The sequence below is a fragment of the Aestuariispira ectoiniformans genome, assembly GCF_025136295.1.
Taxonomy (GTDB): Bacteria; Pseudomonadota; Alphaproteobacteria; order UBA8366; family Aestuariispiraceae; genus Aestuariispira_A; species Aestuariispira_A ectoiniformans.
Genome location: NZ_CP062788.1, coordinates 2,132,358 through 2,155,644, shown reverse-complemented (window position 1 = coordinate 2,155,644; position 23,287 = coordinate 2,132,358). Strand labels below are relative to the sequence as shown.

The 23,287-nt window shown below is 57.6% G+C and carries 22 protein-coding genes; 12 read left to right on the top strand and 10 right to left on the bottom strand.

Annotated features, from left to right (window positions below):
- Positions 1–48: 48 nt before the first annotated feature.
- Together IF205_RS10290 and IF205_RS10285 are read right to left on the bottom strand one after the other, a co-directional pair.
- The gene (locus tag IF205_RS10290; RefSeq protein WP_259783199.1) at positions 49–1,224 is read right to left on the bottom strand and encodes an efflux RND transporter periplasmic adaptor subunit; all 1,176 of its coding nucleotides are present in this window, start codon (positions 1,222–1,224) and stop codon (positions 49–51) included.
- Between the two features lie 13 nt (positions 1,225–1,237).
- Entirely contained in the window at positions 1,238–2,164 is a 927-nt protein-coding gene (locus IF205_RS10285) for a histone deacetylase family protein (RefSeq protein ID WP_259783198.1), read from the bottom strand.
- A 140-nt stretch (positions 2,165–2,304) separates the two neighbouring features.
- Here IF205_RS10285 and IF205_RS10280 point away from each other — a divergent pair, with 140 nt between their 5' ends.
- Positions 2,305–2,982 (top strand): nitroreductase family protein, encoded by a 678-nt coding sequence (locus IF205_RS10280; RefSeq protein ID WP_259783197.1) that lies wholly within the window; start codon positions 2,305–2,307, stop codon positions 2,980–2,982.
- 58 nt (positions 2,983–3,040) lie between these two features.
- Here IF205_RS10280 and IF205_RS10275 read toward each other — a convergent pair whose 3' ends face one another.
- The gene (locus IF205_RS10275) at positions 3,041–3,376 is read right to left on the bottom strand and encodes a DUF7709 family protein (RefSeq protein WP_259783196.1); all 336 of its coding nucleotides are present in this window, start codon (positions 3,374–3,376) and stop codon (positions 3,041–3,043) included.
- Between the two features lie 191 nt (positions 3,377–3,567).
- Between IF205_RS10275 and IF205_RS10270 the strand changes: the two genes are divergently transcribed.
- From IF205_RS10270 to sppA, 9 genes are all read left to right on the top strand, one after another.
- A complete protein-coding gene (locus IF205_RS10270; protein ID WP_259783195.1) occupies positions 3,568–3,816 on the top strand; it encodes an exodeoxyribonuclease VII small subunit in 249 nt (82 codons plus the stop codon).
- 45 nt (positions 3,817–3,861) lie between these two features.
- Positions 3,862–4,752 (top strand): polyprenyl synthetase family protein, encoded by an 891-nt coding sequence (locus IF205_RS10265; RefSeq protein WP_259783194.1) that lies wholly within the window; start codon positions 3,862–3,864, stop codon positions 4,750–4,752.
- A gap of 51 nt (positions 4,753–4,803) precedes the next feature.
- Positions 4,804–6,726 (top strand): 1-deoxy-D-xylulose-5-phosphate synthase, encoded by a 1,923-nt coding sequence (dxs, locus tag IF205_RS10260; protein WP_259783193.1) that lies wholly within the window; start codon positions 4,804–4,806, stop codon positions 6,724–6,726.
- A 64-nt stretch (positions 6,727–6,790) separates the two neighbouring features.
- Positions 6,791–7,189, top strand: a complete 399-nt coding sequence (locus IF205_RS10255) for a YbaN family protein (protein ID WP_259783192.1) — start codon at positions 6,791–6,793, stop codon at positions 7,187–7,189.
- A 159-nt stretch (positions 7,190–7,348) separates the two neighbouring features.
- A complete protein-coding gene (locus IF205_RS10250; RefSeq protein WP_259783191.1) occupies positions 7,349–8,752 on the top strand; it encodes an MATE family efflux transporter in 1,404 nt (467 codons plus the stop codon).
- Positions 8,753–8,762: 10 nt separating this feature from the next.
- Positions 8,763–9,536 carry a TlyA family RNA methyltransferase gene (locus IF205_RS10245; protein WP_259783190.1) on the top strand — a complete coding sequence of 258 codons (774 nt, stop codon included), beginning with the start codon at positions 8,763–8,765 and terminating at the stop codon, positions 9,534–9,536.
- Positions 9,537–9,592: 56 nt separating this feature from the next.
- Positions 9,593–10,033 (top strand): response regulator, encoded by a 441-nt coding sequence (locus IF205_RS10240; protein WP_259783189.1) that lies wholly within the window; start codon positions 9,593–9,595, stop codon positions 10,031–10,033.
- A 65-nt stretch (positions 10,034–10,098) separates the two neighbouring features.
- Entirely contained in the window at positions 10,099–10,671 is a 573-nt protein-coding gene (locus tag IF205_RS10235; RefSeq protein WP_259783188.1) for a peroxidase-related enzyme, read from the top strand.
- 26 nt (positions 10,672–10,697) lie between these two features.
- Positions 10,698–12,494 carry a signal peptide peptidase SppA gene (gene sppA / locus IF205_RS10230; protein WP_259783187.1) on the top strand — a complete coding sequence of 599 codons (1,797 nt, stop codon included), beginning with the start codon at positions 10,698–10,700 and terminating at the stop codon, positions 12,492–12,494.
- A gap of 31 nt (positions 12,495–12,525) precedes the next feature.
- On the opposite strand, the gene pbfA is transcribed toward sppA, so the two are convergent.
- Complete coding sequence (gene pbfA, locus IF205_RS10225; protein WP_259783186.1) at positions 12,526–13,908, bottom strand: (R)-1-hydroxy-2-aminoethylphosphonate ammonia-lyase; 1,383 nt, start codon at positions 13,906–13,908, stop codon at positions 12,526–12,528.
- 102 nt (positions 13,909–14,010) lie between these two features.
- On the opposite strand from pbfA, the gene IF205_RS10220 reads away from it, so the two are divergent.
- On the top strand, positions 14,011–14,868 hold the full coding sequence (locus IF205_RS10220) for a LysR substrate-binding domain-containing protein (RefSeq protein ID WP_259783185.1): 858 nt from the start codon (positions 14,011–14,013) through the stop codon (positions 14,866–14,868).
- Here the strand turns inward: IF205_RS10220 and IF205_RS10215 are convergent.
- The 3 genes from IF205_RS10215 to IF205_RS10205 form a co-directional block, all read right to left on the bottom strand.
- On the bottom strand, positions 14,865–15,710 hold the full coding sequence (locus IF205_RS10215; protein WP_259783184.1) for an AAA family ATPase: 846 nt from the start codon (positions 15,708–15,710) through the stop codon (positions 14,865–14,867). The two genes, IF205_RS10220 and IF205_RS10215, sit on opposite strands and share 4 nt — an antisense overlap.
- Positions 15,711–15,805: 95 nt before the next feature.
- Entirely contained in the window at positions 15,806–17,005 is a 1,200-nt protein-coding gene (locus IF205_RS10210; RefSeq protein ID WP_259783183.1) for a cyclic nucleotide-gated ion channel, read from the bottom strand.
- Positions 17,006–17,059: 54 nt separating this feature from the next.
- Positions 17,060–18,220 carry an MFS transporter gene (locus tag IF205_RS10205; protein WP_259783182.1) on the bottom strand — a complete coding sequence of 387 codons (1,161 nt, stop codon included), beginning with the start codon at positions 18,218–18,220 and terminating at the stop codon, positions 17,060–17,062.
- A gap of 128 nt (positions 18,221–18,348) precedes the next feature.
- On the opposite strand from IF205_RS10205, the gene IF205_RS10200 reads away from it, so the two are divergent.
- Positions 18,349–18,789 (top strand): Lrp/AsnC family transcriptional regulator, encoded by a 441-nt coding sequence (locus tag IF205_RS10200; protein WP_259783181.1) that lies wholly within the window; start codon positions 18,349–18,351, stop codon positions 18,787–18,789.
- 39 nt (positions 18,790–18,828) lie between these two features.
- Here IF205_RS10200 and alaS read toward each other — a convergent pair whose 3' ends face one another.
- The 3 genes from alaS to recA all read right to left on the bottom strand — a co-directional run bounded on the left by alaS (position 18,829) and on the right by recA (position 23,241).
- Positions 18,829–21,492: an alanine--tRNA ligase gene (gene alaS, locus IF205_RS10195; protein ID WP_259783180.1), complete on the bottom strand. Its 2,664-nt coding sequence runs from the start codon at positions 21,490–21,492 to the stop codon at positions 18,829–18,831.
- Between the two features lie 120 nt (positions 21,493–21,612).
- On the bottom strand, positions 21,613–22,065 hold the full coding sequence (locus IF205_RS10190; protein ID WP_259783179.1) for a bleomycin resistance protein: 453 nt from the start codon (positions 22,063–22,065) through the stop codon (positions 21,613–21,615).
- A 78-nt stretch (positions 22,066–22,143) separates the two neighbouring features.
- Positions 22,144–23,241, bottom strand: coding sequence for a recombinase RecA (gene recA, locus IF205_RS10185; protein ID WP_259783178.1), 1,098 nt, complete (start codon positions 23,239–23,241; stop codon positions 22,144–22,146).
- Between the last annotated feature and the right edge of the window lie 46 nt (positions 23,242–23,287).

The following is a 23,287-nucleotide window of genomic DNA, read 5'->3' as shown; positions in this document are numbered from 1 at the left end:
AAAGGACGTCTGCCACAAAAGAGAAAACTTGGGAGGCCCGGCTGTCCGTCAGCCCCCGGCCTCTCCGGCCTTGGGCGCCATTTTAGCACCCTCCTGTTCACTGCGATCCGGCTTTGGGTATGTCACCGCCTGACCCGGCACGACACGCTCATTACCACGCATGATCACGATCTCTCCCTGGACCAGGCCGCTGAGAACCTCAAATCGGTTACCCACGGCTTCGCCCAGCGCCACCCGGCGCTGAACAGCATGACCATCCTCAACGACGAAGACAAAATCCTCGTCTCCTTTGGGAAGAACGGAATCCTTATGAACGGATAATATCTTCCGGGCCGTTCCAACCGGGGCCAAAACCGTGACCGACTGCCCGGCTGCCAACGTCAGGGGCTCCTCACCGTCGAATGCGGGTATAAAGCGAACCGCCCTGGTTCTGGTCAGGGCATTTTCCTCAGGAATAACGGCCCGCACGGCGGCAGGATAATGGCTTCCATTGCCAAGGCTGACCTGTACGACACGTCCCGGCGTCAGCCCGGAAATCCGGTCGGCAGGAATATCTGCCTCGATTTCCATCTCTTCATCGTTCACCAGTGTCACGATATCCTGACCAACACTGACATAGGCGCCACGCTCCACCTGACGCTCGACCACAACGCCGTTGTAGGGTGCCTTGATTGTAGACCGGTCCAGGTCGATGTCCGCAAGGGCCAGAGTTGCCTTGGCGCGCGCAACCGCCGCCTGTGCCTCGACAACCTCGGAGGAATAGCGCGCAACCTCCTGCCTCTTGTCATCAAGACGGGCCTTGGAGAAGGCCGCGGACCCTTTCAAGCGTTCCAGTCGCTTGAACTCCTGACGAGCAAGATTGAGCGATTCCCGGGCAGTATTTACAGCCGCCTTGGCCTCGTCCAGCGCCGCCGCCTGGAGGTTGCGGGTTTCACTCAGCTTTTCCTTGTCGAGGGCGACGAGCGGATCGCCTTGCTTGACGCGGTCCCCCACCTCGACAAGGACCGAAACCACCGGCCCTGCCGTGGCGGCAGCGACATTCCCCCGCTGACGGGCAACAAAGCGACCGATAACCGGCATGGTTTGGGACAAGGTTTCAACACGGACAGGGTCAACCTCAACCAGCGCAGGGCGATCATCCTGCGCCAGGGCTGCCTGGCCCAGGAATGCTGTCATCACTGCAGCAAGGCCCCAGATATACTTCCGGATCACGTCGTCCCCCATACAAAAAGCCATTCTAGTCTAACATCAGCGCCTTCACATGGGCAGCAGAAGAACTCGCCAGCGCCGGGAGGTCATAGCCTCCTTCCAGGACAGAGATTATCCGTCCGTCAGAGGTTTGTCTTGCTATATTCTTCAACTCTTTCGTGATCCATTCGAAATCGTCATCCTGCAGGTTCAACTGCGCCAGAGGATCCCCTTCATGGGCGTCGAACCCGGCGGAAACAAACAATAAATCCGGCCGAAATTCCAACAGCGCCGGCAGCAGATATCTCTCCGCTGCCAAACGAAATTCTCCGCTGCCGGACATCGGCGGCAGAAGCAGGTTCTGAATATTATGCGCAACGCCCGTTTCATTCGCTTTGCCAGTTCCGGGGTATAGCGGGCTCTGGTGAATTGAGCCGTAGAACCAGTATGGCTCATTTTCAAACATCGCCTGCGTGCCGTTGCCGTGATGAACATCGAAATCGACAACCGCAATATGTTTCAGGCCGTATTGATCACGGGCATGGGCCGCCCCGATTGCAACGTTATTAAACAGGCAAAAGCCCATCGCATGTTCCGGCTCTGCGTGGTGCCCCGGCGGGCGAACCGCGCAAAAGACAGTCTCGTCATCCCCCGCCATAACGGCATCCACCGCCGCGACGACACTGCCCGCCGCCCGCAATGCCGCCTCGCCGCTGTCCGGGCAGACGCTGGTATCCCCGTCGAGGTAACGCAGACCGTGTTCAGGGATGGCTGCCAGAATCTCATCCACATAATGCGCCGGATGCACGGTTGCAATCTGCTCCCTGGTCGCACGAGGTGCCTCACGCCACTCCAACTCGTCGAAATCGGGAGTTTTCAACGCATCCAGCACCACACGCAGCCGTGCAGGCTGTTCCGGATGCCCCTCCCCCATATCATGCCGCAGGCAGGCTTCATGTGTGTAAACTATTGTCATAGCAACAGTTTGCGCGCCGTATTTCCGTCAGGCAAGCCCGCACATATACCCAGCAAAGACTTTTTCCCGTATTTAGTTGAATATTCAATTATTTTCTGTTTACATAAGGTTCAATCATAAGAAACAGCATCAGGACAGGTATGATGACCACCCCGACCTACCTCCCACTTAGCGAATTCCGGGAATATCCAGTAGAAGAGATGACCCGCCGGGCCGAGGAATTCTATGAAAGTCTACGTCGCCGCCGCACGGTCCGCGACTTCGCCGACCGTCCCGTCCCGCGGGAGATTATCGAGACCTGCCTGAAAACCGCAGGCACCGCCCCCAATGGCGCGAACCAGCAACCCTGGCATTTCACCGTCATAGGCAAGGGCCCGCTTCGTACGGAAATTCGCGCGGCAGCGGAAGAGGAAGAACGCGCTTTTTATGCAGGAAAAGCAGGGACAGAATGGCTTCACGCCCTGGAGCCGCTTGGCACCGACGCCAATAAGCCGTTTCTGGAAACCGCACCCTGGCTGATCGCTATTTTTGGTGAACGCTACAGCGTTGGTGAGAATGGCGAAAAGGTTAAGAACTACTATGTGCCGGAATCGGTCAACATCGCAACCGGCTTCCTGATTGCCGCCCTGCACCATGCCGGACTTGCAACCCTGACGCACACACCCAATCCAATGAATTTCCTGAATAAAATCTGCAAACGCCCGGACAACGAGCGCCCCTATATTCTGTTGGTCGCGGGCTATCCGGCCGAAGACGCAACAGTGCCGGAACATGCCACCCACAAGAAGCCTCTCGACGAGATTTGCAGCTTCCTGTAGTCGCCGCGCTGCCTGAACAAAGACCCTGACCGTCGCAGGCCAGGGTCTTTTCGGTTCTTCATTCGGTTGAACCGCTTTCCTGCAAATATGTCTTCGCGGCGTCGCCTACGAAACGCCGTCCGGGATTGTCCCCCTTCGCCCATTCATCCGGGTGAAACAGGTCAAACAGGCCGACTTTAACAAGGGTCGGCACCGCCATTTCCAGTTCACGCTCCACCTGACCACGCGCGCCATCGTTATACAGCCCGATGTTGACCAGCATCGTGGCAACCGTCCCGGTCTGCACATTGCTGCCATCCTTCAGCTTCACGACAGGCAGACTTTCCCCGTCAGCGACGATTTTCTGGTTCACAGCACCCAACCGCGCCGTATTTTCCGGTTCACTCTGAGACATTTCAAATCCTGGAATCTTAATGATTAATGCTCAAATTTTTGCAATTCATAATTGATCGCATTAAATAGGTAAGATCATCATTCCGGGTTTCAAGTAGCCCATTGCAACTGTGAAAGATTTCCGTGAACTTCCCCTTGGCCTACCCTGAGGAAGGGAATAAACTCCGCGCCCAAAAGTGGAAGGAGTTTTAGATGGCCGACAAAGACGCCACCGCCATTGACGCCATGGGCTTCGAACAGGCGCTGCAGGAATTGGAAACAATCGTCAAAGCCCTGGAAAGCGGCAGTGTCTCGCTGGACGAGTCGATTAATGCCTATGAACGGGGGGCTGCCCTGAAACGGCATTGCGAGAAGAAGCTGGCAGAAGCGCGGATGCGTGTGGAAAAGATATCTCTGGGTCCGGACGGCGCGGTTGATGCCAACGAGACCGATATCGGTTAATCTATCAAATTCCAAATCAGTAAAAAAAACAGGCTACCGGATTTCATGGATGCGCTAACAAAAGCAATGGCCGGAACCGCCAGTGCGGTCGAATCGGAAATTGAACGGCTTCTTGCGTCGGACGAAGCACCTGAATTGCGCCTGATCTCGGCGATGCGGCATGGCAGCCTGGACGGCGGCAAACGGCTTCGTCCTTTCCTGCTGACCGAAAGCGCCAGGCTTTTTTCCGTCGGTGAAACATGCGCCCTGCGCGCCGCCGCAGCCGTCGAAATGGTGCATTGCTATTCCCTGATCCATGACGATCTGCCAGCCATGGATGACGACGACTTGCGCCGTGGCAAGCCGACCGTCCACAGGGAATACGACGAAGCAACCGCCATTCTGGCAGGCGATGCCTTGCTGACCATGGCATTTGAAGTCCTCGCCCACCCGGATACCCATGACAATCCGCGTGTGCGCTGTGAGCTGGTCCATGCCCTGGCCAGGGCATCCGGCAGCCACGGCATGGTCGGCGGCCAGATGATCGACCTGCGGGCGGAACAGCAGACGGATGTGGACATTACCGCCATTACACGCCTGCAACGCCTCAAAACCGGCCGCCTGATCGAGTTTTCCTGTCAGGCAGGTGCGATCATGGGCAACGCCCCGGAAAAGGCCAGCGAAGCCCTGCGTGGCTATAGCCAGGACCTGGGCCTGGCCTTCCAGATCGCCGACGACTTGTTGGACGTGGAAGGCTCAGAAGAAGAAACGGGCAAGGCCGTCGGCAAGGATGAGAACAGAGGGAAAGCCACCTTCGTTTCCATTCTGGGGCCGGAACGCGCGCGTGAGCAGGCCGCACTGCTGGCAAAGCAGGCAGTTGACCATCTTGCTATTTTCGACGAAAAGGCAGACTTCTTACGGATGGTGGCGCAATTCGTCGTCGAGCGCCGCAACTAACATCCTCAAGATTGTCTTGTCTCAGCACCCGTAAAACGGGGAGAGTATAAAGTGAAACTGGAAACGCCCCTTTTGGATCAGGTCAAGCTACCTGAAGACCTTCGCAAGGTAGATGAAAGCAAGCTTCAACAGCTTGCGGATGAATTGCGCTCGGAAACCGTGCATGCGGTGTCCCACACGGGCGGCCATCTGGGGGCGGGCCTTGGCGTTGTCGAATTGACCGTCGCCTTGCATCATGTCTTCAACACGCCGGACGACCGGTTGATCTGGGACGTCGGGCATCAATGCTATCCGCACAAGATTCTGACCGGACGCCGCGACCGTATCCGCACCCTACGTCAGGAAGGTGGGTTGAGCGGCTTTACCAAACGCTCTGAAAGCGAATACGATCCCTTCGGCGCTGCTCACAGTTCCACTTCGATCTCTGCAGGTCTGGGCATGGCTGTGGCCAGCGACCTCGCAGGCGTGGACAATACCGTCATTGCCGTCATCGGCGACGGCGCCATGAGCGCGGGCATGGCCTATGAGGCAATGAACAATGCAGGCGCCACCAATTCGCGTCTGGTCGTGATCCTGAACGACAACGACATGTCCATCGCACCGCCGGTTGGCGCGATGAGCGCTTATCTGTCCAAGCTGCTGTCTTCCAAGCCTTATCTCTCGCTGCGGGAGGCAGCCAAGTGGTTGGCCCATAAATTCCCGGAACCGATGGAAAAAGCGGCGGCCAAGGCAGAAGAATTTGCACGCGGTTTTGTCACCGGCGGCACCTTGTTCGAGGAAATGGGGTTCTATTATGTCGGCCCGATCGACGGCCACAATATGGAACATCTGCTGCCGATTCTGAAGAATGTCCGAGATGCGGAAGAACGCGGTCCCTTCCTGGTCCACGTGGTGACCCAGAAAGGTAAAGGCTACAAACCGGCGGAAGAAGCCGCCGACAAATATCACGGCGTCTCCCGTTTTGACGTGGTCACTGGCGCACAGCATAAAGCCAAGCCCAATGCGCCGTCGTACACAGGTGTGTTCGGGCAGACGTTGACCAAACTGGCCGACAAGGACGACAAGATCGTCGCCATCACGGCGGCCATGCCCTCGGGCACCGGGATCAATCTCTTTGAAAAGGCGCATCCGGAGCGGACCTTTGACGTCGGCATCGCCGAACAGCATGCAGTCACCTTCGCCGCAGGCATGGCGACAGAAGGATACAAGCCTTTTGCCGCGATCTATTCCACCTTCTTGCAGCGTGGCTACGATCAGGTTGTGCATGACGTTGCAATCCAGAAGTTGCCCGTGCGTTTTGCCATCGACCGTGCGGGGTTTGTCGGCGCCGACGGCTCCACCCATTGCGGTGCCTTCGACCTCACCTATCTATGCTGCCTGCCGGATTTCGTGGTGATGGCGCCGGCAGATGAAGCCGAACTGGTCCATATGACAGCCACCGCCGCGGCCATAGACGACCGGCCAAGCGCCTTCCGCTATCCGCGTGGCGAAGGTGTCGGTGTCGAGATGCCCGAAGAACCGGAAATCCTGGAAATCGGGAAGGGCCGTGTACTTCGCGAAGGCAAGACCATCGCTATCCTGTCCTTGGGCAGCCGACTGGCAGATGCCCTGGATGCCGCGGACGAACTCCAGAACCGCGGGTTCAGCGTGACAGTGGCCGATGCCCGCTTTGCCAAACCCCTTGATACGGACCTGATTCACAAACTGGCTGAAAACCATGAGTTGCTGATTACCGTCGAAGAAGGCTCCATCGGTGGCTTTGCCAGCATGGTCAGCGACTATCTGCTGCGCAATGACCTGACGCGGGACCTGACCGTCCGGCCTATGTTCATGCCCGATGAATTCCTCGATCAGGCATCGCCTGCAAGACAGCTTGAATGGGCGGGCCTGGATGCGGCTGCAATCGTCCGCACAGCGGTAGAGGCCATGGAAAAACAGGCGTCCAAGACGGGTAACAAACCGGCCCGCGCCTGACCTTGACATCGGGCCGGTCAATCGCAATCTCTGACATTCCTCGTGAATTGCTTAGGCTCGACAAATGACACGTGCAACCATACGGCTGATCTATCTCTTGATCGGGTTGATCAGCACAGGTCTGGGGATTGTCGGTGCCTTTCTTCCGATCATGCCGACGGTGCCATTCCTGATTGTTGCACTTTGGGCCTTTTCCAGAAGTTCCGAGCGGTTTCACAACTGGCTCTATCATCATAGGATTTACGGCCCCCTCCTGCGTGACTGGGACCGTTATCGCGTGATCCCTCTATGGGGCAAGATCTGGGCCTGTGTCGCCATGGCGGGTGGGCTGACGATTACCGCAATCTTTTTCAAACCGCCCGTCTGGTCCCTGGTTGGAACCGGGATTGTGATGCTGGCCGTGGCAGCCTACCTCATATCCAAACCCAGCCACCGCCCCGCAATGCCGGAGGAAAACGGCTGAATTGCCTTTCCAATTGCCAGTATAGTTGCTAGCTTTCCCGGCTTTCGCGTGTTGGCTGCGCAGAATCAGCATATTTAATCCCAATCAATATCCCTCCACCGGCGGCTGCAATCGTTGTGGGAGTTACCGCTTCGCCACTTCGAAATCAGGGTGAGAAAGATGTTGCAGCGCTTGGAAAAGACAAATCGGACCGGTCAGTCGCCCTCCAAGAAGGGTCGCCGTCCGGGTGCTGAGGACTTCCATGCGACTTTCAAGATCGCCTGGCCCCTGTCGCTCAGCTATCTGGGGCAGATGGCAATCGGCATTACCGACGTCATCATGATCGGCCGCTTGGGCCCCAATCAGATTGCCGCAGGCAGTCTGGCCATTGCCGTTTATCTGATCGTCTTCCTCTTTGCTCTGGGGATCGTCCTTCCGGCGACGCCGCTTGCCTCCCAGGCACGTGGAGCCAAACAACCGAGGCAGATGCGCCGGGTGATCCGGCAAGGGCTATGGGTTGCAGTGACAATGGCCATACCCGGTTATTTCGTCCTGTGGCATATCGACGACATTCTGCTGCTTTTGCGCCAGTCCCCGGACCTGGTGGCACTGTCAGCCCCCTATATGCATTTTTTCATGTGGAGCCTTTTACCGGCGATCGCCTATGTCGCACTGCGTTGTTTCCTGATCACGCTGGGTCACCCGACTGCCGCAATGCTGATCATGTGGGGCGCGGTTGCGGTGAATATCGTCCTGGATTACGGACTGATATTCGGCAATTTCGGATTGCCGGAAATGGGGATGCGCGGTGCAGGCGTGGCAAGCACTATCGTCAACATTCTGATGCTGTTGGCTATGATCGCCGTAACGGCCTTCCGCAAACCCTTTCGCCGCTATCGGATATTCGCCCGCATTTGGCGGCCGGACTGGCAAACCTACCGCAATTTCTTTGCCATGGGCTGGCCGATTTCCCTGCAGCTTCTCATGGAAGAAGGCCTGTTTTCGGCGGCAACCATGCTGATGGGCCTGCTGGGGCCACGTGAGGTCGCCGCTCACGCCATTGCCCTCAACCTGACGTCCATCTCCTTCATGGGGTCCATTGGGCTCGCCGATGCCGCGGTTGCACGCGTGGGTTATGCCTTTGGCGCCAAGGATGGAAATGGCATTCATCGTGCGGCCTATGCCGCCCTTGTACTTTCGCTGTGCATTATGGTCACCTCGGCTATTATTTTCCTGGCGATCCCTGATCGTCTGGCCGCCGTATTCATTGACCCCGGCACGGCGAATGCCCCGCAGGTGATCCTGCTTGCGGTATCCCTGATCACCGTCGCCGCCGTATTCCAGATATTCGACGGTCTTCAACTGGTGATGTCCGGTATCCTGCACGGCATGTCGGATATGAAGGTGCCAACCCTCATCGCCGTGGTGACCTATTGGGTCTTCGGCATGAGCGTGGCTGTCCTGTTTGGTTTTGTTTTTGAATGGGGCGCTGTCGGCATCTGGTGGGGACTGGCGACCGGTCTTGTGCTTACGGCGCTGGCTTTCTCGCTTCGTTTCCGCTATCTCACCCGAAACAGGATATAATTTGGATGCCATGACCCAGACGAACAAACCGAGCAAGCCAAAGAAGCAACGCGTTGACCAGTTGTTGGTCGACCGTGGGTTGGTTGAGAGCCGCACGAAGGCGCAGGCACTGATCATGGCGGGTAAGGTGTTCACCGGGGAACAACGGGTCCAGAAACCGGGCGACAAACTGGCCGACGACAAACCGCTGGAAGTCCGGGGACAGGATCACCCCTGGGTCAGTCGTGGCGGCCTGAAACTGGAAAAGGGCCTGAAGGAATTCGACCTTGATCCGACTGGTATCACCGCAATCGACGTCGGCGCATCCACAGGCGGCTTTACCGATGTGCTGTTACAGAACGGGGCGGCCAAGGTCTATGCCGTTGATGTCGGGCGCGGGCAGCTTCACTGGAACCTGCGGCAGGATGATCGCGTTGTTGTCCTGGAAGAAACAAACGCCCGCCACCTGACCACCGAGATCATTCCCGACCCGATCGACGCGGTTGTCTGCGATGCCAGTTTCATCGGTCTGGAAAAGGTCTTGCCGGCTGCCATGTCCCTCACCCGCCCGGGTGCCTGGCTGGTCGCGCTGATCAAGCCGCAGTTCCAAGTGGGTAAAGGCCAGGTGGGCAAAGGCGGCGTTGTTCGCGACCCTGAACTCCACGCAGCCGTCTGCGAAGAAGTTAAGAACTGGATTGATACGCAGGAAGGCTGGCATACCGTCGGCATTACCGAAAGCCCCATCACCGGGCCACAGGGTAATGTCGAATTCCTTATTTACGCAGGCCGGACCGATGCGGAATAATTTAACAAATTGCCCGCACCTGATATGATTGACCGACACGTCGCGGGGGAACAATCGTGGATTTGACACGGTTCAAGGGAACAAAGGCCCTGGTCGTCGACGACCATGAGCCAATGCGCCGCCTGATAAAGTCCATCTTGCGGACCGTTGCCGTTGCCGAAATCCGGGAAGTTGCAGACGGGCGGGAGGCCCTGGCCCAGCTCAGGCAGTACCGGCCCGATTTCGCGCTGGTTGATATCAATATGAAACCGATGGGTGGTATTGAATTCGTCCAGACCCTGCGTCTGAGCGAAGACAATGATGATGTGCCACGCGACCTGCCGATTATCATGGTGACCGGTGTCGAGGATCAGGGGGCTATTCTGGAGGCTATCCGATCCGGGGCCGATTCGGTTCTGCCCAAACCGATCATGCCGAAAACGCTGCTGGAACGCATCATCATGGGCCTGGATAACGCGGCCCTTCGCCATCACAATGACGACGGGCTGGTCAGTTAAAATCAATGGGGGCGATCCCTATATAGACAAGCGACAAAATAATAGTTTCGCGAAAAGGGAGTAGCATGCCGCAGCCAGAGCATATCCATATCCTGCCGGTGCCCGACACCGATGAGTTGGATGCAGACCTTCAAAAGTATTTCCGCATCTGTGAAGAAAAGCTGGGGTTGGTGCCAAATGTCCTGCGGTCCTATTCCTTCCGCCCACAACGGCTTCGAAAATTTATCGACAGCTATAATGAAATCATGCTGTCCGACTCCGGCCTCACCAAACTGGAACGCGAGATGATCGCGGTCGTGGTCAGTTCCTGCAACCGCTGCTATTACTGCCTTGTCGCCCATGGTCAGGCGGTCCGCGCACTCAGCGACGATCCGCAACTGGGGGAAATGCTGGTGATGAACTACCGCATCGCGCCCCTCTCCGACCGCCATCGGGCCATGCTGAACTTTGCCTGGGCCATGACGGAATTCCCGGCCAAAACCACTGATGCGGACCGGCAGGCTTTGCTTGATGCCGGTTTCACTCAGGAAGACTATTTCGACATCTGCGAGACTGTCGGCTTTTTCAACTATACCAACCGGATGGCACATGGCCTGGATATGATGCCCAACCCGGACTATCACGCCATGAACCGCTGACCCGAGCATAGGAGCCTATATTTTTCATGCGAAATCTCGGTCGTTTCTTTCTTTGGCTTTTCGCTGCCCTGGGCGGCCTTGTCATCATTGGAACAGTCGCTGTTGCCATCCTCGTCCTGCGCTACGAAAAAGAGCCACCGCAAATGCCCGATCAGGCCTATTTGTGGCTGGACCTGACAGCTCCGGTTCCGGAAAAACCTCATGCGCCGACACCCTTCTCCCAGGAAGCCCCGCAAGCAACTTTTCTTGAGCATCTCAACGCCATAGAGAAGGCCAAGGACGACCCGCGGATCACCGGCGTCGTTGCCCTGGTCGGATATGGCAGCCTGGGCACGGCCCATATTCAGGAATTACGCGACGCCATAGCAGATTTCCGCAAATCCGGCAAAATGACCATTGCCTACGCCGAAGACCTGGGCAGCTTTGGGGGCGGCACCCTGGACTATTATACGGCAACCGCCTTTGAACAGGTCTGGCTGCAGCCTTCCGGCGGTGTCGGCCTCACAGGTCTTGCGTTGGAAACACCCTATTTTGCAAAGGCCCTGGACAAGCTGAATATCGAGGCCCGCTTTGAACAACGCCAGGAATTCAAGGGCGGCGCAGATCCGTTTACGCGTACAGGCATGTCCGTGCCCGTACGCCAGTCCCTTGAGCAAATGGTCGACGGATGGATGGCCCAGATCGTTCGGGACACGGAAACCGACCGCCCCCAACTGCAAGGCCGGTTACGCAATCTCGTGGATAACGGCCCCTATCTCGCAGAGGATGCGCTGAAAGACGGCCTGATCGACCGCATTGCCTATCGTGATGAATTTGAAGACCACCTGCGTGCGGAGGCTGGCGTCGGCAAAGACGGCGACTATACCCCCATATCCCCCGCCGCCTATCTGGCCGCATTGGCGGGTGAAGCAGACGACAACGCAGATAGCGGCACGGAGATCGCCCTGATCCAGGGTGTCGGCGCAATCGTGCCCAACGGTGACGGCAAGGGACTTTGGGATGACAAGACCTTCGACCCGTATCTTGTTGCCGACGCCCTGCGCACGGCGCGCGAAGACGATAAAATCCAGGCCGTCCTCCTGCGTGTGGACAGCCCGGGGGGCGCCTATGCGCAGTCCGACATGGTCTGGCGTGAGGTACAGCGCCTTCGCGAGGCCGGTAAGCCCGTGGTGGCGCAAATGACCGACATGGCCGCCAGCGGGGGCTATTTCGTCTCCATGGGCGCGGATCATGTTATCGCCCAGCCGGGAACACTGACCGGTTCCATCGGTGTTTATGCCGGTAAATTCGTGACACAGGCGCTTTGGGACAAGCTTGGCGTCAAATGGGAACGCGTGCAAACCGGCAAGAATGCCGGGATGTGGAGTATGGTTACCGACTTCTCAGACCAGGAACTGGTCAAATTCCGGCAGTTCCTCGATTTTGTCTATGACGACTTCACCAGCAAGGCGGCGGATAACCGCGGGCTGGACAAAGCCGGTATCGACCGCGCTGCACGTGGCCGAATCTGGACCGGGGAAGATGCCCTGCAGGTCGGTCTTGTTGATGAACTGGGCGGCCTGCCGGAGGCAAAAGCAGCCCTGCGTCGTCTGCTGAAACTGGACGAGGGGGCAAAACTTTCCTTCACCCTTCTCCCACATCCGCCAACCCTGCTGGAGGAGCTGCAGCATCTGCTGAGCGCTGAAAACCCGTTGGAACTGGTTGCGGCATCCGCCGTCCAGTCAACTGTCAAGGCCCAGGCCGAGGCTGTTCTGGGTGACCTGTCAGCCCTGCAAACGAATGTGGGCATGATACAGATGCCACCCATTCGGATCAGCCGGTAACAAAAAAAGGCGGGACATTGTCTCGCCTTTTTTATGCCAATCCGATATCCCGCTCTACACCGGCAATGCAGTCTTCAATAATCGACATTGCCTCATGCATCTGGCCCTCAGTGACAATCAGCGGCGGCGTGAATGTCAGCACATTGCCCATTGTTGTCTTGAAGCTCACCCCCCGTTCAAGCGCCCGGTATAGGACCGTATCCGCCGCCTCACGCGCCGGTTCACGACTGTCCCGGTCCAGCACCAGTTCCGCCCCGAAAAGGCATCCCCGACCGCGTATATCGCCAATCAGCGGATGACGATCCATCATATCGTGCAACCTTTCCAGGGCGATCTCGCCCATCCGGGCCGCATTCGTAACCAAATCCTCGTCTTCGATAATCTCGATCGTCGTCAGCGCGGCGCGGGCGGTCACGGGGTTTTTCTCATGGGTGTAATGCCCGATTGCATAATGCCCGGCCACATCCAGACCCGGCCTGCAGACCACCGCAGAGATCGGCAGTAATCCACCCCCCAGGCTTTTCCCCAAAACCATGATATCGGGGACAACCTCCTCATATTCACAGGAGAACATCCGGCCCGTTTTCCCCAAACCCGTCGGGATTTCATCGAAGATCAGCAAGGCGCCCGCGTCATTGCAGGCCTTGCGCACTTTCTGCCAGAAACCCGCCGGAGGGATATAGGGCACCGCGCGCGTCGGCTCCGCAATAACCGCCCCGATGTCCCCTTCCTTTTCCAACACATAGCGAATCTGGCTGGCGCAGAGGTCGCCGCTGCCCTCTGTCACCCCCCAGGCGTTGCGGTAATCACCAAAGGGCGGCACATGCTCCGCCCCCGGCAACAGCGGACCATGAGGGCCTCCCCGGAACATTTCCTCACCGCCGACACTGCTTGCGCCAAAACCTGCCCCATGAAAGGCATCCCAGAACGACAATGTCTTGAAACGGCCCGTGGCAATACGCGCAAGGCGTAGCGCAATTTCCACCGCATCCGATCCGCCGGTCGCAAACAGGACCTTGCCCAGATCGCCCGGCGTGATTTCCCGCAGTTTTTCCGCCAGCGCCACCGCCGTCTCGCAGGTGTAGCGGCGCGGCGCGAAAGGCAGTTCTTCCATCTGTCTTTGAACCGCTGATATCAGGCGCGGATGGCCATATCCGATATGGTGGACATTATTGCCGTGGAAATCCATGTAGCGGCGGCCCTGGTTATCCTCTACCCACAGTCCCTCGGCCCGGCGTATAACCGACAGGCAAGGGGTCGACACCGACTGATGCAGGAAAACATCGGCGTCACGGCGCAGGAGGTCCATCGCCCCGTCATCCAGATTTCTTTCCGCCCAGGCCTTTCTTCTCGGAGAATGATTGACGTCCCCCTCCGCCCCTGCCGGCATGTTTTGCGCCGCTGTCTGCGTCATTATCCCTCGTCCCTCACAATTCTATCAATATATGGAAACTGTGAGAGATAATGATATAAATCCAATTGATTTAATTTGGACAATCATAAGAAAAGATTATTTATGAATCTAACCCAGCTCCGTGCCTTTCATGCAGTCGCCCGCGAAGGCAGCTTCACAAAAGCCGCAGAACGCCTTTGCATCACCCAGCCCGCAGTAACGGCCAGTATTACGGCGCTGGAAGAAAGGCATGGCGTTGCCCTGTTTCATCGGCAGGGACGCAGCATCACGCTCACCGAAGCCGGTGAAAAACTTGCAGCCGTCAGCCAAAAACTGTTCACACTGGAAGAAGAAGCCGCCGAAGTTTTGGCGGCAGAGCAAGGCCTGCAAAGCGGCACATTGCGGATTTGCGTCGGCAGCCCCTACAGCATCGCGCCCGTCCTGGCACGATTCCGGGAAAAATTCCCCGGCATTGATTTACGTATCATTCCTGGCAACTACCAGGTCGTCCGGGATCTTATCCTCTCAGAAAACGCCGACCTGGCTGTTCAGACCGAGGCGGAGGAACACTCGCTGCTTGGACGTCAGCCCCTTGCCCAACAACGCCTAGTCGCGATCTGTCATCGGGACTTTCCGCTGCCTGCGGGCCCCGTCTCCCTGAAGAACTTGTCCGGATTTGACCTTGTTGCCCGGGAGACTGGGTCCGGAACGAGACGCCAGGTGCGAAACCTTTGCGAAGAGCACGGCGCCGACCTTCCCATAAGGATAACAGCGGAAAGCCGCGAGGCCGTTTTCGAGATGGTCGCAAACGGCCTCGGATACGGACTGGTGCTGGATGCTGAAATGCCTCAGGACAGACGGGTCAGGGTTGTGCCTGTTATTGAGGCGGAAAAGCCGCTGACCGATTATCTGCTCTACCTGAAACGCCGGGAGAACCTGCGTTTGGTCCGGGCCTTCCTGGCGCTGGCAAAAGAAGCCTAACGCCCACGCTGGCGCGCCATGAAGGCCAGGCGTTCAAACAGATGCACGTCCTGCTCGTTTTTCAGCAATGCGCCGTGTAGCGGCGGAATCGCTTTGGTCGCATCGCTTTCCCGCAAGACGTCCGCAGGCACATCCTCAGCCATAAGCAATTTGATCCAGTCCAGAAGCTCCGATGTGGAGGGGCGTTTTTTCAGGCCGTTGATCTCGCGGACTTCATAAAAGACGGTGAGTGCCTCCCGCACCAGGCTTTGTTTGATATCCGGGAAATGCACATCGACGATCTGCTGCATCGTCTCACGGTCGGGAAACTGGATATAGTGGAAGAAACAGCGGCGCAGGAAAGCGTCTGGCAGTTCCTTTTCATTATTCGAGGTAATAATGACAACGGGGCGGTTTCTGGCCTGCACACGCTGTTTCGTCTCATAGACGAAGAACTCCATCCGGTCGAGTTCCAGCAACAGATCATTGGGGAATTCAATATCCGCCTTATCGATCTCGTCGATCAGAAGGATCGGCGGTTCCTCTGCTTCAAAGGCTTCCCAGAGCTTACCCCGGATAATGTAATTGCCAATGTCATGTACGCGGTCATCGCCCAACTGGCTGTCGCGCAGGCGGCTTACCGCATCATATTCATACAGGCCCTGCTGTGCCTTGGTTGTCGATTTTATATGCCATTCCAGCAACGGGCGGTTCAGGCCACGGGCGACTTCCTGTGCCAGCACCGTCTTGCCGGTGCCGGGTTCCCCCTTGATCAGCAAGGGCCGCTGCAGGGTGATTGCCGCATTCACCGCCACTTTCAAATCTTCGGTGGCGACATAGTTGTCGGTGCCTTCGAAACGCATTTTTCAAACCCACTGTTTATATTTTCTCGTGATTTGGCCAGCCAGGGGCAGCGCCAGTATGGTGAACTCCCGACGTAAGCTCAAGCGCCATACGGTCAGGATTTCCCCCGCCTCAGGTTTTCCAGCGGAAGCCCCTGGTCCAGCATGACCCAGTGACTGCGTGCCTCCGCCGTGGCCTGTAATTCTTCCCGCAACTGTGGATGGGCTTCCATCAATTCATGAAAATCCTCTTCCTCCAGCACCATAAGTCTGGCCGCGGACAAGGAGACAATCGTCGCCGGTGTCCGGCTGCCTGACAGCAGCGCCAGTTCGCCGAAATGATCCCCCGTCTGCAAGCGGAAAGGTCCCGACGGCAAATCCGCCTCCAGCTGTCCGGCAACGATGAAATACAACCCGCTGACTTCTTCCCCACGCCGGACAACCGCGTAACGTGGCGGCACTTCAAGCGGATGCAATAGCCGCACGATCTGGCCGATCTGGGCGGCCGAAAGGTCCTGGAACAAGGGAACCGACGCCACCAGATCCCAATTGATGATGAAGCTGCGTTTGCGGATTTCTTCTGTGAAGCCCGAGGCGATGATACCGGTCCACAGACCGAACAGCCCGATGCCCGTCAACATCACCAGCCCCCCGATCATCCGGCCTTCCGGCGTAACCGGCACAATGTCACCGTACCCCACAGTCGTCATGGTCGCCATCGCCCACCACAGGGCCTGCGGGATGGAACTGAAGGCTTCGGGCTGGACCGAACGCTCGAAATGGTAGATCAGTGCGGATGACAGGACCAGCATGATCGCCACCATGCTGAACGCAAAGGCCAGCGCCCGCCATTCCGCCTGTAGAACGCCCAGAAACGTCCCGATTGCCCGGGAATAATGCGCCAGTTTCAAAATTCGCAGCAAACGAATCAACCGCAGCAGCAACAGGTCCGTACCGGCAAACACCCCCGCCATGGCGAGATAGAACGGCGCAATCGCCAACAGGTCAATAAGTGCCAGCGGGCGGATCATATATTGTAACCGTGCTTTCCAGGAGGGATGCCCCCGATGCGCCGGTTCTTCAACGGCCACCCAAAGCCTGAGGACATATTCGATGGTGAAGGCGACGACGGAGCAGACTTCGACCAGATGGAACCAGTGGCCATATTTGTCTTCGTAGCCGATCACAGTTTCCAGCATGACCGATACAACACTGACCAGGATCAGACTCACGATGATCCAGTCGAGAATTAGTCCGAGGCGGCTGCTCTGCTCGCGGCCTTCAAGGATGGAATATAGGTGGCGTCTCAATGTCATAGTGGGAGATTAACCGAATCTCCCGCATACTGCCATGCACCATTTTGGAATTACTTAAGGACGAACTGAACTATTGGCACCGGGAATACGGAGACCGACAAATGCGGCGACGAATGCCGCAGCCACCAGGAATACCGATGCCATGACCGCCAGGGCACCAAAACTGTATGCGGTATAAACTTCGCCAAACAGGGTAGCCCCGATCATTGCGCCCAAATAGGTCACCGCGCTGTTAACGCCAAGCAACGCCGCCCGCCGATTTCCGCCAGCGCGACTGAGCAGCAGGATCAGGATATTGACGCAGAAATGGTTCACGAACCCCCAGAGGAAGCTGACCAGCAGCATTGCCACCAGCGACGTCATTGCCAGCAACATCCCGATGTAGACAAGCGATAGCACCGCCAGGATCACCGGAAACAGACGCCGCGCGCCATAACGGTCAATAAGTCTGTCTCCAACCCCGGCAACCCCGAAGCCCACCCCATAGACCAGAACGATAAGCCCCGCCTGACTGGCCGACAAACCGAGCGTGACGCGCATATGGTCCCCCAGGAAGGCGTAAACACCGTAGAAGGACGACATGAAGGCGAGGCAAATGAAAAGCAGCGGCAGTACCATGGGCAGCCGCATCAGGGAAAACAGCGCCAATCCGCGTTCCTGTACCGCACCGCCGCCATTGCGTGGCAGGGTCTGACAGCAAAGCAGGACAAGAAAGGCGATTGCGCCCAGAAGGATAAATACAGACTGCCAGCCGAGAAGGTCGGTGATCAGTGCAGACGTAGGGACGCCCGCAACCAAGGACACAGACCACCCGGTCAGCACCCGGCCCATCACGCGGGCCTCCTCCCCTTCCGGAGCAACCTTCGCCGCCATGGCATAGGCACCGGGCAGAAGAATGCCCCCGCCGAGCCCGGCCAGCCCCTGTCCCAGAGCCAGGATTTCCCATCGCCAGGAAACGGCACAAAGCGCCATCCCGGCAGTTAGTGCTGCCAAACCGATTGTCAGCGCCTTGCGCCCGCCGAGGACATCGGTCAATCGCCCGAACACCAGCGCCGACAAGGCCGTTGCCCCACCATAGGCCGCTGCCGCACGGGCAACTTCCGCCGCCGACGATCCGAAGGCGTGGGCCACATCACTCAGGATCGGGCTCAGAACAAGCGAGTTCGAGCCGACAGTCGCGACACAGATCAACAACAACCAAACCTGCAAAGGCATTGAACAGACACCACTGAATATGATTTCATCTAACTTATAAATCTCCTTATGACGTTCGAAACACAAGGACATTATCCAACCAGTGCTGAAAAACGAATACCATTCAGCAAGATGGCATTAGGAAAGCGATGATAGACGATACCGACCGAAAATTATTAGGCCTGCTGGAAGAGGATGCGTTGCAAAGCTATGCCGCTTTGGGCGAACAGTTGCATCTTTCAGCCCCTGCCGTTCACGAACGGGTCAAGAAGCTCCGCAAAAACGGCGTCATCAAAAAAACGACCATTGCCATAGACGGTGAAAAAATCGGGCGCGGCCTGTTGGCCTTTGTCCATATTGATTCCGAAGGCTGGGGCAAAACAGAGGCCCTTATGGAATTGTCCGACCTACCGGAAGTGGAGGAGATCCATTCCGTTGCCGGAGATACCTGCATGTTGTTGAAGGTTCGGGCAGCCGATACGAAAGCACTGGAGAACCTGCTCTATCACATTTATCAGCTGCATGGCGTCAAGAGCACGCGATCCTATGTCGTGCTGAACACCTATCTGGAACACGGGCCGCGCCCCTGAGAGGACACGGCCCGCAGAAAATCAGATTTTTACAGGCGTTTACCCGGCCAGCGATGCTTCGATCGCCTCGATGGCCTTGCCACCCGCCGCACCATCCGGACCACCGGCCTGCGCCATGTCGGGACGGCCTCCACCGCCCTTGCCACCCATGGCGGCCGAACCGGCCCGCACCAGATCAACGGCGCTGAAACGGTCCACCAGGTCGTCGGTCACGCCAACCACCAAAGAGGCCTTTCCGTCGCTGTTGGACACCACGGCCACCACGCCGGAGCCGACTTCTTTCTTCAAGGCATCGGCCAGCGGCTTCAGTTCCTTGGCGGGAACATCTTCCAGCAGGCGCGAGGCAAACTTGATGCCGTTAACTTCCTTTGCTGCAGGCGCGGCAGCCGCACCGGCACCGCCAGAGGCCGCCAGTTTGCGACGCAGGTCGGAAACTTCGCGTTCCAGTTTCTTACGTTCTTCAACCAGCGCGGATACACGCTCCGGCACGGAAAGCGGTGCTGCCTTCAACACGGCAGCCGTTTCCTGCAGAACCCGGTCGCGCTCGTTGGCGTAATCAATTGCCGCCTGCCCGGTCAGGCATTCGACACGCCGAACACCGGCGGCCACGGCCCCTTCGGAGACAATTTTGAAGAAACCAATATCGCCGGTACGGCGCACATGGGTACCGCCGCACAGTTCGGTGGAATAAACACCGGATTTGGTGGTGCTATCCGTCGCGCCCATGGACACAACGCGGACTTCATCACCATATTTCTCACCGAATAGCGCCATTGCGCCTGCGTCGATAGCAGCATCCGGCGTCATCAGATGGGTTTTGACGTCGGCATTGGCGCGGATCTGCGCGTTCACCAGTTTCTCAACCGTCGAGATTTCCTCTTCGCTCATGGCTTTCGGATGCGCAAAGTCGAAACGCATGCTATCGGCGGCAACCAGCGAGCCCTTCTGGGTAACGTGGTCCCCCAGCACACGGCGCAGGGCCTCATGGGCCAGATGCGTCACCGAATGGTTGGCACGCAGCTTGGCCCGGCGTTCCCTGTCGATTTCCAGGTCCAGGATATCGCCAACCTTGAAGCCGCCCTTGGTCGCCTTACCCACGTGAAGATGCATATCCTCCATCTTCTTGAGGGTATTGCCAACCTCAAACCGGGCAGAGGTCTCAGAGCCGCTGATGACACCATGATCACCCGCCTGACCACCGGATTCGCCATAGAACGGCGTCTGGTTCGTCAGGATGATGGCTTCGTCGCCTTCGGTAATTGCATCAACCGGCTGGCCATCTTTGACAATCGCCGTGATGACACCTTCCGCCTTCTCGGTTTCATAGCCGAGGAAATCAGTAGCGCCGATCTTGTCCTTCAGGTCGAACCAGACCGCATCGGTGGCCTGTTCACCGGACCCGGACCAGGCGGCGCGCGCTTTGGCCTTCTGTTCCGCCATTGCGGAATCAAAACCTGCGATATCAACAACGCGACCCTGGCCACGCAGGATGTCCTGCGTCAGGTCCAGCGGGAAGCCGTAGGTATCATAAAGAGTGAAAGCCACGTCGCCATTCAGCGCCTGCCCGTCACCCAGTTTGTCGGTTTCGTCTTCCAGCAGACGAAGCCCGCGGTCCAGGGTCTTCTTGAACTGGGTTTCTTCCAGTTTCAGGGTTTCCGTGATCAGGGCCTCCGCGCGCTTCAACTCGCCGAAATGGCCGCCCATCTTGGAGACCAGCGCCGGTACCAGAAGATAGATCAGCGGGTCCTGCGCGCCCAGCATATGGGCGTGGCGCATCGCACGGCGCATGATACGGCGCAGAACATAACCACGACCGTCCTTGGCCGGCAGAACACCATCGGCAATCAGAAAGGCACTGGCGCGCAGGTGGTCGGCAATAACCTTGTGACTGGCCGATTGCGGGCCATCCGGGTCGACATTGGTCAGGTCCGCGCAAGCCTCGATAATATGGCGCAGCAGGTCGATATCATAGTTGTTGTGCTTGCCCTGCATTACGGCGGTGATGCGCTCCAGCCCCATGCCCGTGTCGATGGACGGGTTCGGCAGGTTCACCCGCTTGCCCGGCTCCATCTGTTCATACTGCATGAAGACCAGGTTCCAGATTTCGATGAAACGGTCGCCATCCTCGTCCGGGCTGCCCGGAGGGCCACCGGGAATACCTTCACCATGGTCGAAGAAAATTTCGGTGCAGGGACCGCAGGGGCCTGTATCGCCCATCTGCCAGAAATTGTCGGACGTCGGGATACGGATGATCTTGTCGTCGCTCAACCCGGCAATCTTCTTCCAGAGAGCGGCGGCCTCTTCGTCTTCGGAATAAACAGTCACCAGCAACTTTTCTTCCGGCAGGCCGAATTCCCTGGTAACCAGGTTCCATGCCAGTTCGATTGCCATGTCTTTGAAATAATCACCGAAGGAGAAGTTCCCCAGCATCTCGAAGAAGGTGTGGTGGCGCGCGGTATAACCGACGTTTTCAAGGTCGTTATGCTTCCCCCCGGCGCGCACGCATTTCTGAGATGTGGTCGCGCGGCTGTAATCGCGCGTTTCCTGACCGGTAAAGACATTTTTGAATTGCACCATCCCGGCGTTGGTGAACATCAGCGTCGGGTCATTGCGCGGCACCAACGGCGACGAATCCACAATTTCGTGCCCGTGCTTGTTGAAATAATTCAAAAAGGTCGTACGAATTTCGTTCGCCGTGATCATCGCTAATACGTATCCACTCAAGCCTTGTCCTGCCGTTCACGCAGCAAACCAATTTTGCACGCAAACGAGCAGGTTTAGTAGCGTTTCCGAAAGCCCCTGTCCAGTCCGGGCCTTACCTCATTAAACGGGCCGGTCATGGGCCGGTTTCGGTCGCCGTCCCAAATCCTGGAAAAAGCGCAGCAGATACCCATCCGGATCGCTGATCATGAACTGGCGGTTCCCGCCTTCCCGTTGCTCGCCGATATCATACCAGGCGTCCTGCAGGTCCAGGCGCAGCGGCCAATCGGCATCCAGCACCTGACGGTACAGACCTTCCACATCACTGACCTCGATCTGGAAATTCACACCGCGCCCGTATGGGGCCTCCCGCGGCCCCGCAGACCAGACGGGATCATCATGTTCCTGCTCAATCATGATCAGGACATTATCCAGATCCAGCATTGCAAAAAGCGGGTCTTCCCGGCTGTATTGCAAAGAAAACCCCAACATGTCCCGATAGAAACGCAAACTACGTTCAAAATCGGAAACCATAAGCTCCGGTATCAGGCGCGGCCAGTTGACTTGGTCTGTCATCCCCTTCCCCCTAACAAAGCAAAAAGGCGCGGCCATCAGACCGCACCTTGTTACTTAATCAAAAAGTTGCCGCTGAGTTCAAGCGGGAGCATCCTCCGGCCCGAGTTCAGCCTCCTTGGCTTCCTTGCCGTCGGGACCTTCCAGCATGGCCTCGTCCAGCACTCCGGCATTGGCACGGACTTTCCGTTCAATCTCCGTTGCCATATCGACATTTGCGCGCAGGAAATTCTTCGCGTTTTCGCGGCCCTGCCCGATGCGCTGACCATTATAGGAGAACCAGGCACCCGATTTGTCGACGAGCCCTGCACCGACACCCAGGTCCAGCAATTCGCCCATCTTGGAGATACCTTCCCCATACATGATGTCGAATTCCACGACCCGGAAAGGCGGTGCGACTTTGTTTTTCACCACTTTCACACGGGTCTGGTTGCCGACCACATCGTCCTTGTCCTTGATCTGGCCGATACGGCGAATATCCAGACGCACAGAGGCGTAGAATTTCAAGGCGTTACCGCCGGTTGTCGTTTCCGGGTTCCCGAACATGACGCCGATCTTCATACGAATCTGGTTGATGAAGATGACCATGCAGTTGGACCGTTTGATCGACCCGGTCAATTTCCGCAAGGCCTGGCTCATCAGACGCGCCTGAAGGCCCACATGGGTATCCCCCATCTCGCCTTCCAGTTCCGCCCGCGGCACCAGGGCCGCGACAGAGTCGATCACCAGCACGTCAATCGCACCGGAACGGACAAGCGTATCCGCAATCTCCAATGCCTGCTCACCGGCATCCGGCTGGGAAATCAGCAGCTCATCCACATCCACGCCAAGCTTCTTGGCATAGGACGGGTCCAGCGCATGTTCCGCATCCACGAACGCACAAGTCCCACCGGCTTTCTGTGCCTCTGCAACGCAATGCAGGGCCAACGTCGTCTTACCGGAACTTTCCGGGCCGAAAACCTCGATAATCCTGCCTTTTGGCAAACCACCAATACCCAGTGCAATATCCAGCCCGAGGGAACCTGTGGAAACCGCTTCGATGTCCAGCGCCGTCTGCTGACCGAGCTTCATGATCGACCCTTTACCGAAGGATCGCTCGATCTGGCTGAGCGCCGCTTCCAATGCCTTTTGTTTATCCATTGTGTCCTTATCCACCAAACGCAAAGTCGATTGCGACATAGTCCACCTTCCCTTTTGTCACAGGCCGTTTCCCGATGCAACGCGG